Origin of the sequence: Acinetobacter sp. YH12156 (genome assembly GCF_013418235.1) — a bacterium.
Taxonomy (GTDB): Bacteria; Pseudomonadota; Gammaproteobacteria; order Pseudomonadales; family Moraxellaceae; genus Acinetobacter; species Acinetobacter pseudolwoffii.
In genome coordinates this window covers 132,189-148,864 of sequence record NZ_VPCL01000005.1, presented here as the reverse complement: position 1 = coordinate 148,864, position 16,676 = coordinate 132,189, and the positions used below count along the sequence as shown (strand labels likewise).

The window sequence follows — 16,676 nt, the reverse complement described above, 5'->3', positions numbered from 1 at the left end:
GTAAAGATTACCCGGTCAGCGGGTAAAAAATTTATTTATGTCCCCGAATATACCATTTGTTCGCCAGTTCGCACAGCCAAAGACGGCCGTTTTTCCAACAATCTTATTGGGGGAGGGTATAAACTTAGACTTGATAAGTATAAGAATCATTGGTCATATTTTGTGTCAAATACGCAGTGGCGTCCTGTTCCGGCAGCGGTTTGGAGAATAAATATCCTTGAGCGATATCACAGTCTAAATCATGTAGATATGCTAACTGCTCTTCAGTCTCGATGCCTTCCGCGACCACGGTCATCCCCATGGCTTTACCCATCGCCACCATGGCACTGACAATGGCTTCCTGTTTGTTTTCACCAATCTTGGACACAAAACTGCGGTCAATTTTTAGGGTATCAATCGGGAAATCAGCAAGATAGGACAGGGATGAATACCCCGTGCCAAAATCATCCAGAGCAATATGGATCTGTCGCTGTTTGATTTCGTTCAGCAGGTTTTTGACTGCTTCCGAATTTTCAATTAAAGACGATTCGGTAATTTCCAGTTCCAGACTGGCACCTGAAATCTGGTTGTCGGCAATGGCCTGATCCAGATCGTCAAGTAATTGGCCGCGCCGCAATTGTTGCGCCACGATGTTGACTGATACACAAATATGATTAAAACCGAGATCATTCCATTGACGAATCTGTTTGGCAGTTTGCTGTATCACCAGACGGCCAATGTCTGAAATCAGGCTGGTCTGTTCGGCTAAAGGAATAAACAGGCCGGGTGGAATAATGCCTTTTTCTGGATGATTCCAGCGAATCAATGCTTCAAAGCCATAAATGCGCTGATCACTGAAATTAATTTTTGGCTGATAATAAACAATCAGCTCATTATTCTGGATGGCTTTACGCAAATCCCGTTCCAGAAAAATCCCCGTTTCTTGTAGGCCATCACTTTGATTAGAATAAAAGTGAATGGTATTGCCCCCCAGATTTTTAGCTTCGTTCAGGGCCTGTTCGGCACAGTTGTTTAAATAATCGAGTTGACGACCATGATCTGGATAAAATGCCACGCCCATGGAAAGCGTGATCACATAATCCTGACCGTAAATATTAAATGGAGTGGTAAATGCCTGAGCGATGCGTTCACAGTGTCGCTGTACTGAAGGGCGAATATGTGAAATCTCATAGATAATCGCAAAATCATCACCATTCAGATGCGCCACAAATAAGGCTTCTGCATTGTTCATGCGCAGGCGCTGCGCGACCTGACGTAAAAGTTCATCCCCGCCATTATTGGATAGATATTCATTTAATGGACGGAAGCGATCAATATTCAGGCGAATCACGGCCATCTGCTGAATGGAATCTTTTTGCGAGACCAGATATTGATGCAGCTGATAGTTATAATAGAAACGATTCGGTAAATCGGTCAGTGGGTCATAATTTTCCAGATAAGACAGGCGCTGTTCCTGTAATTTGCGTTCGGTCAGATCCGAGACAATCCCGACATAATGGGTAATCCGGCCTTCATCATCGGTGACGGCATTGATGTGTAACCATAAGGCGGATTGTTTGCCCGACATGAATTTGGCGTATACCTCGCCATCATAGGAGCCAATCTTTTGAAGCTGTTTGATAATACTGGCATGGTTACTGCGCTGTTCAGCTTTATTTTGTGCCACAAGATCGAATAAAGACTTACCGATGATCTGCTCACGCTCAAAGCCACTCAGGTATTCATAGTGAGGATTGACATCAATATAATACAGTTCAGGATTGAGAATAAAAATCCCTTCCGCGGCCTGTTCCAGTACACTGGCAACCAGTTTTAAACGTTCTTGAGAAATACGTTCCTGCTGAATATCACGACGAATACCTACCATTCGCAAAGGTTTGTTATTTTTAGGATCACGGCTAATCACGCGGCCAATATCATGCACCCAGTTCCAGCTGCCATCACTGAGCAGAATCCGGTAAGTGGCATCATAACGCTCAATCTGACCACGTAAATGCTGTTTCATGTTGCGCTTAAAATAGTCCAGATCATCAGGGTGAATCAGATGCTCTAATTGCAGATGATGATCTTTGGAATCACGCAGAATTTTTTCATCTTTATGATTGGTTAATGTAATGAGACGGTCTTTGATATTCCAGTCCCATGGGCGAATGCCGGCAATCTCATGGGCAAGATCCAGGTTCTGTTGCTGATTTTTCAAATGATAATTAATCTGTTCAATATCATAGGTACGTTCCCGTACTTTTTGTTCCAGCAGTTGATTGTTGAGCTGTAACTGTAATTCAATATCTTTGGATTTATTGACTTCAGTTTGCAGTTGCTGGCACAGCTCATCAGTCCAGACCACTTGCTGTTCGGCATTTTTAACCAGCAGACTGTTTTCTGCATACAAGCGCGATGTCCGGCGATGAATACGATAACTACTATTGGCACACAGCAGAATGACAATCACCGCAAAATTTAAGGCCAGACCGAAGAAGGGATTGGAAAGGCTGACATGATAAATTTGCGACAATAAAAAAGGGAATAAAGAGGGTAAAAATACCAGGCAGAAATAACTGAGTTTTTGGGTCAGATAAGTCAAGCCAAATGCCTGAGTCACAATCAGGAGCAGAGCAGACAAGGTCAGTGCTTCAATATCTTCGAATGCAGGATTGGCCTGCGGCAAATAGTAATAAATTGTATAAATACCGACAGCAATACAGCTCCCGACGGCAAGACTCTGAATCTGTAACCAGCGATGTGCGCCTTTCAAATCATATTGTTCAGGCTTAAAATAAAGTGTGCTCACCAACCAGCACATACTGACCAGTAGCTCGGTCAGAATAAACCAGGTATTAAAATAGGTATTGGAAGGACGATATTGAAGGTGATAAATACAAAAAATATAAAGGCAAATCACCATTATACTGATTAAAAAATAGCGACTATGGCGAAGTGTGTTCGCAATCTGAGCATGATGCAAATGCTGCTGGATATAGTCGTCTTGCTTATCAACCATGTGATTCAATGCCTGTATTCATCCTAAACGTTTTTCCCTATGTATTGTTCTTATAAAAAAACTCCAGGAAATGTGTAAAATTAACTCATCAATAGTTATTATTCTTTCATCGAGATTAGAGGTCTTAGGAATAAAAATCAACAAAATTAAAGACAAATTTTTACTGGCCTGATGAACTAGAGATTATAGTTCAAAATTGAAAGGGCCACGACAGGAGCTGTTTCGGTACGTAGTACGCGTTCACCAATACACCAGTTTAGAAAACCTTTTGCATTTGCTGCTGTAATTTCTGCCTCACTGAGACCGCCTTCAGGGCCAATCAGCAGGGCAATATCCAGGGTCGCATCTGCCAGTACATCTGTTTCATCTTTATTGGGCGCCAAAACCAGTTTGGTCTTGGGTAGCTCGGTTTCCAACCATTTTTCAAGTGATATTGGTGCTAAAATTTTAGGCACAATATTCAGTCCACACTGTTCACATGCTGCAATCGCGATCCCTTGCCAGTGATCCAGTTTTTTCTGGTCACGATCATACTTCAAGCGCATTTCACAACGATCCGAAGTCAGCAGCTGAATTTCGGAAACGCCCAATTCCACAGCTTTTTGAATCGCATAATCCATGCGGTCGCCTTTGCTCATCACCTGACCGAGCAAGGCCTGGAACTTGGGTGTGCGATTGGCGGGATTAAATGCATTGACCGATACTGTGGCTGATTTTTTAGCAACCTCAGTTAAGGTCACTTCATATTCGCCACCCTGTCCATTGAACAGGGTCGCGGCTTCGTCCGCTTGAGCGCGTAATACCTTTACCCAATGATGAAAAACGGTTTCCGTTAACTCAACCGTAGTATCAACATTTAAGTCTGCTTCAATAAAAAAACGTGGCATGTAAGGATTACTCTCAGATGGAACAAAACAAGACTGCATTGCATTTACACCCTCTTTGTGTTTCTCTCAAAGGGAGAAAATGGGTGAGATCAATGCAGCCTAAAAACTTATACTAGACCTAAGTCTTTTACAAGTTGGCGTGTAGGATCAGTGGTGTTCATGGTGTAGAAGTGCAAGCTTGGTGCGCCACCTGCAAGTAGACGCTCACAGAATTTAACCACAACTTCGTGGCCAAAGGCTTTGATGCTGGCAGTATCATCACCATAGGTTGCCAGTTGCTTGCGAATCCAGCGTGGAATCTCGGCACCGGTACCGTCCGCAAAGCGGATCAGGTTGCTGGCATTGGTGATTGGCATAATGCCCGGCGCCACAGGAATATCAATTCCGGCTTTCTGGATGCGCTCTACAAAGTAGAAATAAGCATCTGGATTGAAGAAAAACTGGGTTAATGCTGCATTGGCACCAGCTTGTACTTTTTCAACAAAGTGCTGGATGTCTTGATCAAAGCTTTCTGCCTGAGGATGCATTTCCGGATAAGCTGCGACTTCAATCTTGAAATGATCGCCTGAATATTCACGGATAAAGCGAACCAGATCAGCGGCATAGGGTAATTCACCCAAACCAACCTGGCCTGATGGCAAGTCACCGCGGAGGGCAACAATACGGTCAATGCCTTGTGATTTGTACAGATCAAGCAGTTCTGCAATACGCGCTTTGTCATCGCCGATACATGACAGATGAGGGGCAACCGGTGCACCTTTGCCATTAAAATCGTTGATGGTAGACAGGGTGCGTTCACGAGTTGAACCACCTGCACCATAAGTTACAGAGAAAAATTCTGGATTGAGCAATTGTAGTTCTTGATGAACCACTTTGAGTTTTTCCGCACCCACATCAGTTTTGGTCGGGAAGAATTCAAATGAAATTGGAATTTGCTTAGACATGTTGAAATCCTTTTTTATAAATACTTTTTAATTAGTTTTACCTCTCCTAAATCCTCTCTTGCGCTGAGCTTCAAAGCAGTGCTTTAAGCACGCTCAGGAGAGGACTTACCCTCGATGACATACATTTGGTAATGAATGTTTCCTCTCCCTATGGGAGAGGGTTAGGGAGAGGGTGGAGTTTAATTAGTATTTATAAGCATCCGCTTTAAACGGACCTTCAACAGCAACGCCTAAGTAATCCGCTTGCTCTTGAGTCAATTGAGTCAAGACACCACCGAAACCAGCAACCATCGCAGCAGCAACCTCTTCATCTAATTTCTTAGGAAGAAGCTCTACACGAATTTGTGCAGCTTTTTCAGATTCTGGAAGATCAGCAAATTTCTCAGCGAACAAGTGCATTTGACCCAATACCTGGTTGGCAAATGAACCATCCATAATACGTGATGGGTGACCAGTCGCATTACCAAGGTTTACCAAACGACCTTCAGAAAGAAGGATCAGGTAATCATTTTCATTTTCTGAACGATACACTTGGTGTACTTGAGGTTTAACTTCAACCCACTTGTAGCCACGTAGGTAAGCTGTATCAATTTCAGTATCGAAGTGACCAATATTACATACAACAGCACCCGCTTTTAATGAATCAAGCATTGCTGAATCACAAACGTGGTAGTTACCCGTTGTAGTCACGATCAGGTCAGTGTTTTGAAGAAGGTCAATATTGATGTCTTCTTTCTTACCAGTTTGCACGCCATTTTTGTATGGAGAAACAACTTCGTAACCGTCCATGCATGCTTGCATCGCACAGATTGGATCAACTTCAGTTACGCGTACAATCATGCCTTCTTGACGAAGTGATTGCGCAGAACCTTTACCTACGTCACCGTAACCGATCACAAGTGCACGACGGCCAGATAAAAGCATATCTGTACCACGTTTGATTGCATCGTTCAGTGAGTGGCGGCAACCGTATTTGTTGTCGTTTTTAGATTTCGTTACTGAGTCGTTTACGTTGATCGCAGGAACTTTTAAAGTGCCATCACGAAGCATTTCGTACAGACGTTGAACACCTGTCGTTGTTTCTTCAGTTACACCGTGAATTCTTGCAATCACTTCTGGGTATTTTTCATGAACAAGTAGCGTTAAATCACCGCCATCGTCAAGAATCATGTTGGCATCCCAAGGCGTGCCATTTACATTGATTTGTTGTTCAAGACACCACATGTATTCTTCTTCAGTTTCACCTTTCCAGGCAAATACAGGAATGCCCGCAGCAGCGATTGCAGCAGCAGCATGGTCTTGAGTCGAGAAGATGTTACATGAAGTCCAACGAACTTCAGCGCCTAATTCAACCAGTGTTTCAATAAGAACAGCGGTTTGGATTGTCATGTGGATACAACCCAAGATTTTAGCGCCAGCAAGTGGTTTAGCAGAGGCATAGCGTTTACGCAGACCCATGAGGGCTGGCATTTCAGCTTCTGCAAGTTTAATTTCTTTACGGCCGTAATCAGCAAGTGAAATATCAGCAACTTTGTAATCTGTAAATGAAGCAGTAACCGCGTTCATCAGGATCTCCTAGGAAAAAATAGATTGGATCGTTCTGTTCGCGGATGCCGTTGTTGATCAGAACGAATGTCTGACCGATGGTCGAGCCTAGCGATTTTACATTTAGTGCCTGTAAAACGTCGCAGCATCCCTCGACTAGCGCCGTATTGTACTTGGATTCTATGAATGAGCCAAGTTGAAAAAAGATAATATTAATTGTTTTCTAAGCTTTGAGTTTTTAACTGATCAAAAGCCTGTCAGCCTGTAGGCATTAAAATCGAATATTTTCTATTTATTCTTTTTTTTTGATTCTCCCGCCTAACAGGGGAGTAAGCACGATATTTAATTTTATCGTCATTATTATGCGTTTAAAAAAGCCCATCATCTGACGGGCTTTTCGTTTTATTTAGCTTCTTGCTCAGCAGCATCCGCTTTTTGGGTCCAGAACTCAGCTAGTTCTTCATCGCCATCTACACCTAAACCATTTGCATAAATAAAAGCAAGATCGCGCATGGCCTGAACTTCACCCCATTCCGCAGCCTGTTTGACTAAAGAAATTGATTTCTCTACATCTTTTTCAATCACATCACCGCGACGGTAGAAACCGGCCAACTCTAAAGTCGCAGCAGGGTGCTTCTCGATATTGGCTTTACTTAACCAGTAATAGGCTAACTCAAAGTGAGCTTTAGATTCTTCAGGATCTTCTTCAGTCAGTTCTTTGGCATAAACGGTATAACCTTCACCTAACCAGTACATCGCATCAACCAGTCCGCCGTTGGCAGCTTTCAATGCCCATTCTTCAGCCAGAATGATGTCATCATCATGCTCGCTTTGCATATACAGTTCAGCCAATTCAAATTGCGCTTCAGCATTGCCTGCTAAGGCAAGATTGGTCAGGGCAGCAGAGGGAGAAACACGCTGGGTCATATCAACATCTCAAAAATATTATGCGTAGACTAAAGGTTTAAATTAAAAAAGCCAATCCGAAGATCAGCTTTTCAAGTATGAGGGGGTAAATTAGAATTTTAGACCAAGCAAATGATTGCTGAAATCACGGCGATTACCACACAGATTGAGGCGATTACTTTAATTTTACTTTCCAGATAGCTCAGGCTTAAACCAACGACCAATGCTGCAAAAGTTAAACTGCCCAGCCAATAACTGATCATGTTACTGATTGTACCTGCGAACAGGCACAGGATGAGCGCAATCGTTAATATCACCCAGCCAAGAATGCTGGCTATTTTGGTTTTGGGAGCATCTAGCTCTTTAGCAAAGATCTGTTTCTGATGTTTGGACATCGACGCGGCAAGTGCAAATAAACCGAGAGAAGTCAAAGCCCAAATCAATAAGAAGAACATCATGCCTGATTCTCCTTGAGCATCACTTTAGATTTTTTAGGCGGCAAGCCTTGATGGTTTTTCACTTTCTTGAATGCAAACCAGAATAGGATTGCAAGCGCCCACATCGCCAGATCAAAAGAAGCAATCATCCACTGACCATGCATGATGCTGTTCCAGATTGCCTGACCGCCGGTCAGGAAGTTTACAATTGGGAGTAGGGCAAATGCTGCTGTTGCAAGCAGGAGCAGCTCTAGCCAGGCCTGACGATTGCTACGAATCATGGCATAAACTAAGGTCAGCAACCAGATGATAAAGAAGCTGCGAATTTCCCAGTTCAAACGCATGTCCATGTCTGCCGGAATAAAACGGTTGGCATAAAAGTAGGCAGCACAGGCAATCGGTAAACCGATAATTGCCGCGATATTAGTCACTTCCACAAGACGATAACCAAAAGATTTATAGCCTTGCTTTTGTTGTTGTGGTGCGCGTTTGACACACCACAGAATCAAACCAGTCGCAATCATGAATGTGCCGACCACACCAGACATGAACAATAACCAGCGTAGAGCCAAGTCCACGCCACGTGCTTCATGCAATGTGGTAAATACGTTATAAATACCGTTTGCAACCGAGGGTGTTTTCAGTGTGGTTTGATCCGGCTTTAATTCACCCGTCACGCCATTGAAAGCCAGACTCGGATAAACATTGCGATAGGCTACGCTGACCCCATTTAAGGCACGAAGTTCAATTTCAGCTTTGGCGGTATTTGGCTGGATGATGTTAATTGTAGTAACCGGATTGTTTTTCCATTGCTTTTCTGCTGCTGCAATAATGGGCGCTAAGTCTGCCAATGGCGCAGGGCGGGCAGGTGGCGCATCACCACGTGAACGGCGAGCTTCACCCCGTGCAGACATATCACCACGTTCACCACGACTCTCTCCCTCGCCACGCAGTCGACGCTGGTCACTATCACCGGATTCAGCCTGAACGCTATTGTCCTGAATCAAGCTCTTACGCTGATCTTGCAGAAATGCACCTCGATTTTCATAAATCTGGTTGACACCCCAAGGCATCAGGGTAAACAGCAGCAGTAACAAACCGCTAAAGGTAATCATGATATGAAACGGCAGGGCAAATACCGCCGTTGCATTATGGGCATCCAGCCAGGAGCGCTGACCTTTGCCAGGACGGAAAGTAAAGAAATCCTTAAAAATTTTCTTATGGGTAATCACACCGCTGATAATCGCCACCAGCATGAGCAAGGTTGCAATGCCGACAATCCAGCGCGCCCAGATTCGGGGCAGTCCGTACAGTTCAAAATGAAAGCGGTATAAGAATGAACCACCGCGTGTTTCACGGGCTTGCAGCACTTCACCGGTTGCACTGTCAATGGTTAGGCGGGTACCGCCACGACGGGCACGCGGATCTTCACCGGCACCGCGAATATTCAGTATGGTGGTATTCTGGCGTGAGTTAGGCAGCTGAATTGCCCAGCTGCCGGCATCCGGATGATGCTGTTGCAGATAAGCCAATGCGACACGGGTCTGTTCGATTTGGGACTTTTGTGGGACTGACTGATGAAATTCCGGTTTCATCCAGATGCTGATTTCATTCTGGAAAAAACTTAAAGTTCCAGTTAAAAAAATCGCATATAAAAGCCAGCCTAAAATCAGACTGGCCCAGGTATGCAACCATGACATCGACTGGCGTGGCCCTTCCTGTTTTGCATCTACTCTCATCTTAATTTCCTAGGAATTTATAGCTGATATAGAGCAAAACACTGGGAATTACGATTCCGAGCGTTGCCTTGATAGTTTTGTTGACCATAAATACCCAAATAAAGGCTGCGGTATTCAGGCTAAAACCAATCAGGGTGGCTGACATGGCAGCACTGCTTCCTGCATCCATAAACATCTGGGCAATCACGATGGCAGCCAGCGAGGCAAGCATATAGCCGCCGACACCAGCCAAAAGAAAGCGATATAAAATCATCCCACGATAAACCAGCAGATTTGCTTTAGCTTTATTTTTGCTCGATGGACTCGGTGCAGTAACTGTTTCAGTCGCTATTGCATGCATATTCGGACTACTCATCATCGAAAATTCTATCTATTAAACTTGTTAAGCTATTTCGATGCGAATGATAACAATTATTGTTTATATTTTAAATACGAAACATCAAACTATTTATATGAAAAATAAAAAGAACTATTGGACAGGCTAAAAGGGGGGTATTAAAAAATATAAGCTTTAAAAATAAAAACAGCGGCTCGAAAGCCGCTGTCTAAATATTATCTGTTCAGAATTAGTCTTGCTGAATACCTGCAACCACCCAGTCCTGATTTGAACCTGCTGGTTTAGTGAAATGCCAGATTTCTGCAAACGGTTGTGGCAAGCTGTTCAAGTCTTCGCTTACCGTACCGGTAAAGCGTACGCTGACAATATACTGACCATTGTCAGTCGATGAATCTACCACCATGGCATTCAGATTTGAAAACTCGGCAACATCCTGATCCTGATTGCTCATGATGTCATTACGCATTGACTGATAAAGATCAGGAGTTAGGTAACGCTGAATTTCCGAAATGTTGCTTGCCGTATTCATAGACTGAATGTGGTTAAAACGCTGACGTGCGACACGCAAGAACGCGGCAGGTTCAGTACCATCCGGTAACTGGCTGCCGCTTTGGGTATAAGCCGTGCCGAAAGGCGCAGTATTTGCCGGCGCAGAACCAAACGGTGCATTAGTGCTTGGCGTTTGACCGCCAACATTCTGACCAAAGATATTGCTATTGTCACCACCGCGAGGTGCAGTCGGTGCTTGACCAAAAGGTGCTGTATTCCCAGCACCGCTATTTGGTGCAAATGGATTAGAAGCTACTTTTTTTTTTGCGCCCATCTTACGGAAAATGAAGAAGGCAACAGCAGCAGCAAGCAGGATCCAGATCCAGCCTGGAATACCACCTTTTTCCTCTTCTGCTGGAGCCGCCTGAGCTTCAGACGCTGCCACACTTTGATCATCGGCCAATGCATTGGCAGCTACGGCACCAATCGCAGCACCCGCTACACCGGCAGCAACCATACCACCCACACCTGGGCCAGATTTTTGCTGGGTTGCAGCACCGGCAGCTGGCGCTTGTTGAGCAGGCGCAGCTTGACGAGGTTGTTGATAAGATTGGGTAGGCTGTGCAGAACGTTGCATACCGTGACTTTTACCGCCACCGGCACGCTTTGCTTCAGCAGCAAAAGGCGCAACCAATAATACTGCTGTCAAGATACCTGTAATCAAACCGCGCTGTCGAACTTGCATTCATTTTTCCTATGAGAATAAAACCTATTTGTACAGTCTATTTATATAGGCTTTGTGTGGAATTTCAATCAAAAATCTGTATTTTTTTGCGCTTTACTGCGAATTCACTGCCTGATGCTTAATTTAGCTCATCACTTAAAGACATGGCTTCACTCAAGGCTTCATGCAAACGGGCAACAGGAATAATTTGCACGCCTGCAATGGTTTTTTGCGGTGCATTGCCACGCGGCACAATAATGTATTTAAAACCATGCTTGATCGCTTCTTTCAGACGTTCCTGTCCATTTGGCACGGGACGAATTTCACCAGACAGCCCGACTTCCCCAAAAACAGCCAGTTGTTGTGGTAAGGCCTTGCCACGAATACTGGAAGCGCAGGCCAGAAGTACCGCCAGATCGGAGCCGGTTTCCGTAATTTTAAGACCACCAACAATATTGACATACACATCCTGACCTGAGGTTTGCACACCACCATGCCGATGCATGACGGCCAAGAGCATATTCAGGCGGTTCTGATCCAGACCCAGCGCGACACGTCTTGGTTGGCCATGCGCATCATCGACCAAAGCCTGTACTTCGACCAGGAGTGGACGCGTGCCTTCACGACTGATCATGACAATCGAGCCCGGAATCGCTTCATCATAACGGCTTAAAAATATTGCAGATGGATTGGACACTTCGCGCAGCCCTTTGTCGGTCATGCCAAACACCCCGAGTTCATTCACCGCGCCAAAACGGTTTTTGACGGCACGGATCATCCGGTAACGTGAATCGGACTGACCTTCAAAATACAGCACACAATCGACCATATGCTCAAGTACGCGTGGGCCTGCCAATGCACCTTCTTTGGTGACGTGGCCGACCAGAAATAAAGAGGTACCGCTGTTTTTGGCAAAGCGGGTCAGCAGGGCAGCGGATTCACGAATCTGCGAGACTCCACCTGGAGCCGATTGTAAGGTCTCGGTATACAGGGTTTGAATTGAGTCCAGAATTGCGACGGCAGGACGTTGCTGGGCCAATACTTCACAAATGCGTTCGACACAGGTTTCTGCCATGACCTTGAGCTGATCGGTTGGCAGATCCAGACGCTGGGCACGTAATGCGACCTGAGACAGGGATTCTTCGCCGGTGACATATAAGGCCGGATTTTTGGCAGAGGCCATATGCGTGGCTGTTTGCAGCAAAATGGTTGATTTACCAATGCCGGGATCACCACCGATCAGAACCACTGAACCCGTCACCAGTCCGCCACCCAGAACCCGGTCAAACTCACTGATACCGGTCGGTAAGCGTGTTTCATGAGAGACTGAGACCTGATTTAAGATGGTGATTGTGGATGCCTGACCTGCATATCCACCCGCGATTTTTGGCTGAGCCCGATGTGTAACCGCAGGTGCAATGCTGACCTCAGTCAGGCTGTTCCATTCCCCACATTCCGAACATTGTCCCGACCATTTCGGATGATCTGCACCACATTGTTCACAACGATAGACACTTTTTGCTTTAGCCATATTTTAAGATGAGGCGATTGAAATTGACTGACAGCATAGCGGTGAATGTGATCTAAAACCAAGCCTTTCACCTGAGAAATCATGGTTTTTACGACAAGGCTTGTCGTTTTTATTTGTGCTTATTCGGATGTTGTGTATCAACGCCGTCTATAATGCCCGTCTTGTTATGCTGAAATGGAACAGATCTTGTCACAATTGCTGAAACATATTGATGCGATCGCACGTGAAAAAAACCGTGATGTGCTGTTTGTGCATTTTGAACAGTATGTATACCCAGATCAGGACGCTCACTCGGTTCGGCAAATGTTTATCGGCTGGTTAGAGCAACAGGGTATCCGTTATATACCGTGTTTGGGCATTGAGCCCACAGTCCGCAGTGACGTGTATTCGGGCAGTCTATATCTGGATGTACCTTTTGACCTGCAGCATAAAACTTATCAAAAACTGAGCGAGTACTTGGAAGATGATCAGGGCAATATGAAAATTGAAGGCATTCAGTTTTTTGTTTTATCTTTAGGACTGGCACTTGAACTCGAATCTGACGGCAAATTACCAGAATGGGGCGGTTTACGCTCATAGAACATGAATATTGGATTTGGATTTCGAATAATTAATAATAAAAAGCCACAATTGATGTGGCTTTTTATTCTCTTGGTTCGGGATTTAAGCAATAAGGCGGTTAATAAAGTTCACCAGATTTACGTCTTGCGATGAAGTCTTTCGATTCCTTGGCAATCACGCCAGACAATAACAGCAATGCAATCAGGTTGGGAACCGCCATCAGACCATTAAAGGTATCGGCAAATAACCAGACCAGATCCAGTGTCGCGATACAGCCGACAAAAACCGATGCAATATAAATAATACGATAAGGTAGAACAAACTTTTCGCCGAGCAAGTAAGTGGCACATTTTTCGCCGTAGTAGCTCCAGCCTAAAATCGTGGAATAAGCAAAGAAAATAATTCCGAAGGTGACCACCCAGCCACCGACACCGGGCAGGAGTTTGTCGAACACGCCAATCGTCAGTACTGCACCGGTCTGATCACCAAATGAATTACCGGCCATGATGTAGCCCATGACCAGAACAATACCAGTAATCGAACACACAATAATGGTGTCAATAAAAGTACCGGTCATAGAGACCAGACCCTGACGGGCAGGATGGTCGGTTTTTGCTGCTGCGGCTGCAATCGGCGCAGAGCCCATGCCGGCTTCATTCGAGAATACCCCACGTGCTACACCATAACGAATCGCCGCACCAATCGCACCGCCTACTGCAGCTTCACCGGTAAAAGCATAGGTGAAGATCATTTTTAGTGCAGGCGCTACCAGTTCTAAATTGTTGAGAATAATGACCAGACCACCAGCCACATAGCCTACCGCCATGATTGGAACAATCACCGAAGATGCCTTGGAAATCGATTTAATCCCGCCCAAAATCACCAGTGCTGAAAAGGCAGTAATGATAATACCGGTCATCCAGGTTTCGATCCCCAAACTGTTTTCAACTGCCAGTGCAACAGTATTGGACTGCACTGAACTGCCGATCCCAAAAGAGGCCAGTGTCCCGAACAAGGCAAAAATCAGCGCCAGCCATTTCCATTTCAGGCCACGTTCGATGTAGTACATCGGACCACCCGACATTTCACCTTTTTCATTTTTAATTCGGTATTTGACTGCAAGGACACCTTCGCCGTATTTAGTCGCCATACCAAACAGCGCAGTCATCCACATCCAGAACACCGCACCCGGACCACCCAGCACACAGGCGGTGGCTACGCCGGCAATATTACCGGTACCAATCGTGGCAGACAGTGCAGTCATCAGTGAAGCGAACTGGGAAATATCACCTGAGTGCTCGGGATGCTTGCCAAAGACCTGTTTGAAGGCCAGTGGCAACATACGGAATTGCCAGAACAATAAGCGGAAAGTGAGGAATATCCCGGTGCCGACAATCAGTACCAGCATATAAGGGCCCCAGACCCAGCCGCTTAAAGTCTCCATTAAACTTTGTAAATTTTGCATAAAATTCTTCTTATTGATCCATGTCTATGTAATTCGAGATATTGATTAAAAAGCAATTATTGTGCCATCGGTATTCATCCTGAATACTTAAAATGGCGGAATTGTGTTCTAGTTTTTACATGGTTTTGCTGCTTTGACAAGAAGTTTCTTGAATCTCGGGCGTCGAAAAAATAAGCGTTAAGCTGGCGCGAGTGAGATATAAGAAAAATAAATGAACTTTACAGTTTAGGCAGAAAATACAAATGATGTGATTTTTCTTTTTGTATTCAGGCTTTTTTACGTTAATTTGTCGCGAGTAAAACTCGAAGTTGAAATCAATAATGTCAGAAAAATATAACAGTTCATCGGCAGAGCACGGTGAGTTACAGCGAAGTTTATCCAATCGGCATCTACAGCTTATTGCCATTGGTGGCGCCATCGGAACCGGCCTGTTTATGGGTTCGGGCAAGACCATCAGTCTCGCAGGTCCTTCTATTCTGGTGATCTATATGATCATCGGTTTTATGGTATTTCTGGTAATGCGTGCACTCGGTGAGTTGTTGCTCTCGAATTTGCAATATAAATCATTCATTGATTTTGCCACGGATCTGATCGGGCCTTGGGCCGGATACTTTGTTGGCTGGACCTACTGGCTGTGCTGGATCACTATCGGGATCGCAGATCTATCCGCGATTATTTATTACCTGCAATTCTTCAATAATGGCTTGCCCTTTAGTCCTGAAGAAGGAGTGATGATCAGCGTTGCCGCGATTGTGTTTATCATGGGTTTGAACCTGGTCACGGTCAAACTGTTTGGTGAAATGGAATTCTGGTTTGCTCTGGTCAAGATTATCGCGATTGTGGTGCTGATTGCCGTTGGCCTGTGGATGGTCTTTACCGGGTTTACCTCGGATGCCGGCACAGTTGCGTCATTTAGTCATATCTGGTCACATGGCGGTATCTTCCCGACTGGAGCGATGGGCTTCCTGGCCGGGTTCCAGATTGCGATTTTTGCCTTCGTGGGTGTAGAGCTGGTGGGTACGACCGCAGCTGAAACCAAAGATCCGGAAAAGAACCTGCCGAAAGCAGTGAACTCGATTCCGATCCGTATCATTATTTTCTATGTACTGGCACTTTTGATTGTGATGTCGGTAACGCCATGGAATCAGATTGATCCAAATATCTCGCCCTTTGTGAACCTGTTTAGTCAGGCTGGTATTGCCGCAGCTGCGATCATCATGAACCTGGTGGTGTTGTCCTCGGTGATGTCATCGATGAACAGTGGGGTATTCTCGACCAGTCGTATGCTGTTCGGTCTGTCGCGTGAAGAGCAGGCACCACTTGCCTTTGGTCGCTTAAACCGTCGTGCAGTTCCGGCAAATGCCTTGTATTTCTCTGCGGTATGTTTGTTGCTGGGTGCAGCACTACAGTATTTCGTTCCAGATACCGTCCGCGCTTTCACTTTAGCAACGACTTTATCCACGATTCTGTTTATCTGTGTCTGGATCATCATTATCTGGAGCTATATCGTGTACTACAAAACACGTCCAGAATTGCATGCCAAATCGACCTTTAAGTTGCCGGGCGGTCTGGTGACCTGCTGGATTGTGATCGTATTCTTCCTGAGCATGATCGTGGTGTTGGCGCTGGAAGACGATACCCGTCAAGCACTGATGGTCAGCCCGATCTGGTTTATCCTTCTGGTTATTGGCTATTTCGGTTTCTATAAACAGAAACATAAATAAACCTTATCAATAAAAACGTCAGCGATCTGCTGGCGTTTTTTTATCGCTAAAGATAATCTCTAGGCTTTAGCGCTTTGGTCATGGTGATCATCGCGTTATACTTCATCGAAACACTATTCAATTAGGTGGTCAGATGCATCAAGTCATTTGCTACATCAGTATCTTGGCGACAAGTCTTGTTCTTGCAGCTTGTGGGCAGTCAGGTGCGTTGCACTTGCCGAATGATCCAGATTACGACAAGCGTGCCAAGTATTTGTTATATAAAAATACCGAAGCTGAATCCAAAGCCTCCGATGAAGAACGAGATGCCCCTGTGCAACAACAGTTTGCTGCGCCTGAAGCATCAGATTCAACGACTACACCTTAACGCTTTCAAAGAAAGGATA

14 protein-coding genes are annotated in these 16,676 nt (G+C 45.0%); 3 read left to right on the top strand and 11 right to left on the bottom strand.

Annotated features, from left to right (window positions below; translation table 11 throughout):
* Positions 1 to 124 precede the first annotated feature (124 nt).
* The 10 genes from FTU87_RS07130 to radA form a co-directional block, all read right to left on the bottom strand.
* Entirely contained in the window at positions 125 to 3,001 is a 2,877-nt protein-coding gene (locus FTU87_RS07130) for a bifunctional diguanylate cyclase/phosphodiesterase (protein WP_180096896.1), read from the bottom strand.
* Positions 3,002 to 3,177: 176 nt separating this feature from the next.
* Complete coding sequence (locus FTU87_RS07125) at positions 3,178 to 3,888, bottom strand: 16S rRNA (uracil(1498)-N(3))-methyltransferase (RefSeq protein WP_100329084.1); 711 nt, start codon at positions 3,886 to 3,888, stop codon at positions 3,178 to 3,180.
* Between the two features lie 107 nt (positions 3,889 to 3,995).
* Positions 3,996 to 4,832: a methylenetetrahydrofolate reductase [NAD(P)H] gene (gene metF / locus FTU87_RS07120; protein ID WP_180096895.1), complete on the bottom strand. Its 837-nt coding sequence runs from the start codon at positions 4,830 to 4,832 to the stop codon at positions 3,996 to 3,998.
* Positions 4,833 to 5,015: 183 nt separating this feature from the next.
* The gene (gene ahcY / locus FTU87_RS07115; protein ID WP_180096894.1) at positions 5,016 to 6,398 is read right to left on the bottom strand and encodes an adenosylhomocysteinase; all 1,383 of its coding nucleotides are present in this window, start codon (positions 6,396 to 6,398) and stop codon (positions 5,016 to 5,018) included.
* Positions 6,399 to 6,779: 381 nt separating this feature from the next.
* The gene (locus tag FTU87_RS07110; RefSeq protein ID WP_100329081.1) at positions 6,780 to 7,304 is read right to left on the bottom strand and encodes a tetratricopeptide repeat protein; all 525 of its coding nucleotides are present in this window, start codon (positions 7,302 to 7,304) and stop codon (positions 6,780 to 6,782) included.
* Between the two features lie 98 nt (positions 7,305 to 7,402).
* The gene (locus FTU87_RS07105) at positions 7,403 to 7,741 is read right to left on the bottom strand and encodes a DUF3325 domain-containing protein (protein ID WP_180096893.1); all 339 of its coding nucleotides are present in this window, start codon (positions 7,739 to 7,741) and stop codon (positions 7,403 to 7,405) included.
* On the bottom strand, positions 7,738 to 9,459 hold the full coding sequence (locus tag FTU87_RS07100; protein ID WP_180096892.1) for a PepSY domain-containing protein: 1,722 nt from the start codon (positions 9,457 to 9,459) through the stop codon (positions 7,738 to 7,740). The genes FTU87_RS07105 and FTU87_RS07100 overlap by 4 nt, the downstream gene beginning before the upstream one ends.
* Position 9,460: 1 nt before the next feature.
* Positions 9,461 to 9,817 carry a hypothetical protein gene (locus FTU87_RS07095; protein WP_180096891.1) on the bottom strand — a complete coding sequence of 119 codons (357 nt, stop codon included), beginning with the start codon at positions 9,815 to 9,817 and terminating at the stop codon, positions 9,461 to 9,463.
* 208 nt (positions 9,818 to 10,025) lie between these two features.
* Positions 10,026 to 11,030, bottom strand: coding sequence for a Tim44 domain-containing protein (locus FTU87_RS07090; protein WP_180096890.1), 1,005 nt, complete (start codon positions 11,028 to 11,030; stop codon positions 10,026 to 10,028).
* 118 nt (positions 11,031 to 11,148) lie between these two features.
* A complete protein-coding gene (gene radA / locus FTU87_RS07085) occupies positions 11,149 to 12,540 on the bottom strand; it encodes a DNA repair protein RadA (protein ID WP_005169957.1) in 1,392 nt (463 codons plus the stop codon).
* Between the two features lie 174 nt (positions 12,541 to 12,714).
* Here radA and FTU87_RS07080 point away from each other — a divergent pair, with 174 nt between their 5' ends.
* Positions 12,715 to 13,119: a hypothetical protein gene (locus tag FTU87_RS07080; RefSeq protein WP_005169959.1), complete on the top strand. Its 405-nt coding sequence runs from the start codon at positions 12,715 to 12,717 to the stop codon at positions 13,117 to 13,119.
* Positions 13,120 to 13,219: 100 nt separating this feature from the next.
* Here FTU87_RS07080 and FTU87_RS07075 read toward each other — a convergent pair whose 3' ends face one another.
* Positions 13,220 to 14,566, bottom strand: coding sequence for a sodium:alanine symporter family protein (locus FTU87_RS07075; protein WP_005097666.1), 1,347 nt, complete (start codon positions 14,564 to 14,566; stop codon positions 13,220 to 13,222).
* 320 nt (positions 14,567 to 14,886) lie between these two features.
* Here FTU87_RS07075 and FTU87_RS07070 point away from each other — a divergent pair, with 320 nt between their 5' ends.
* Both FTU87_RS07070 and FTU87_RS07065 read left to right on the top strand, forming a co-directional pair.
* Entirely contained in the window at positions 14,887 to 16,290 is a 1,404-nt protein-coding gene (locus tag FTU87_RS07070; protein ID WP_005097664.1) for an amino acid permease, read from the top strand.
* Between the two features lie 133 nt (positions 16,291 to 16,423).
* Entirely contained in the window at positions 16,424 to 16,657 is a 234-nt protein-coding gene (locus FTU87_RS07065) for a lipoprotein (protein ID WP_005097662.1), read from the top strand.
* Positions 16,658 to 16,676: the final 19 nt, after the last annotated feature.

Excerpts from the sequence above, each read along its gene's own strand:
- FTU87_RS07130 (WP_180096896.1), bottom strand. The coding sequence starts at position 3,001 with ATGGTTGATAAGCAAGACGACTATATCCAGCAGCATTTGCATCATGCT.
- FTU87_RS07125 (WP_100329084.1), bottom strand. The coding sequence starts at position 3,888 with ATGCCACGTTTTTTTATTGAAGCAGACTTAAATGTTGATACTACGGTT.
- metF (WP_180096895.1), bottom strand. The coding sequence starts at position 4,832 with ATGTCTAAGCAAATTCCAATTTCATTTGAATTCTTCCCGACCAAAACT.
- ahcY (WP_180096894.1), bottom strand. The coding sequence starts at position 6,398 with ATGAACGCGGTTACTGCTTCATTTACAGATTACAAAGTTGCTGATATT.
- FTU87_RS07110 (WP_100329081.1), bottom strand. The coding sequence starts at position 7,304 with ATGACCCAGCGTGTTTCTCCCTCTGCTGCCCTGACCAATCTTGCCTTA.
- FTU87_RS07105 (WP_180096893.1), bottom strand. The coding sequence starts at position 7,741 with ATGATGTTCTTCTTATTGATTTGGGCTTTGACTTCTCTCGGTTTATTT.
- FTU87_RS07100 (WP_180096892.1), bottom strand. The coding sequence starts at position 9,459 with ATGAGAGTAGATGCAAAACAGGAAGGGCCACGCCAGTCGATGTCATGG.
- FTU87_RS07095 (WP_180096891.1), bottom strand. The coding sequence starts at position 9,817 with ATGATGAGTAGTCCGAATATGCATGCAATAGCGACTGAAACAGTTACT.
- FTU87_RS07090 (WP_180096890.1), bottom strand. The coding sequence starts at position 11,030 with ATGCAAGTTCGACAGCGCGGTTTGATTACAGGTATCTTGACAGCAGTA.
- radA (WP_005169957.1), bottom strand. The coding sequence starts at position 12,540 with ATGGCTAAAGCAAAAAGTGTCTATCGTTGTGAACAATGTGGTGCAGAT.
- FTU87_RS07080 (WP_005169959.1), top strand. The coding sequence starts at position 12,715 with ATGGAACAGATCTTGTCACAATTGCTGAAACATATTGATGCGATCGCA.
- FTU87_RS07075 (WP_005097666.1), bottom strand. The coding sequence starts at position 14,566 with ATGCAAAATTTACAAAGTTTAATGGAGACTTTAAGCGGCTGGGTCTGG.
- FTU87_RS07070 (WP_005097664.1), top strand. The coding sequence starts at position 14,887 with ATGTCAGAAAAATATAACAGTTCATCGGCAGAGCACGGTGAGTTACAG.
- FTU87_RS07065 (WP_005097662.1), top strand. The coding sequence starts at position 16,424 with ATGCATCAAGTCATTTGCTACATCAGTATCTTGGCGACAAGTCTTGTT.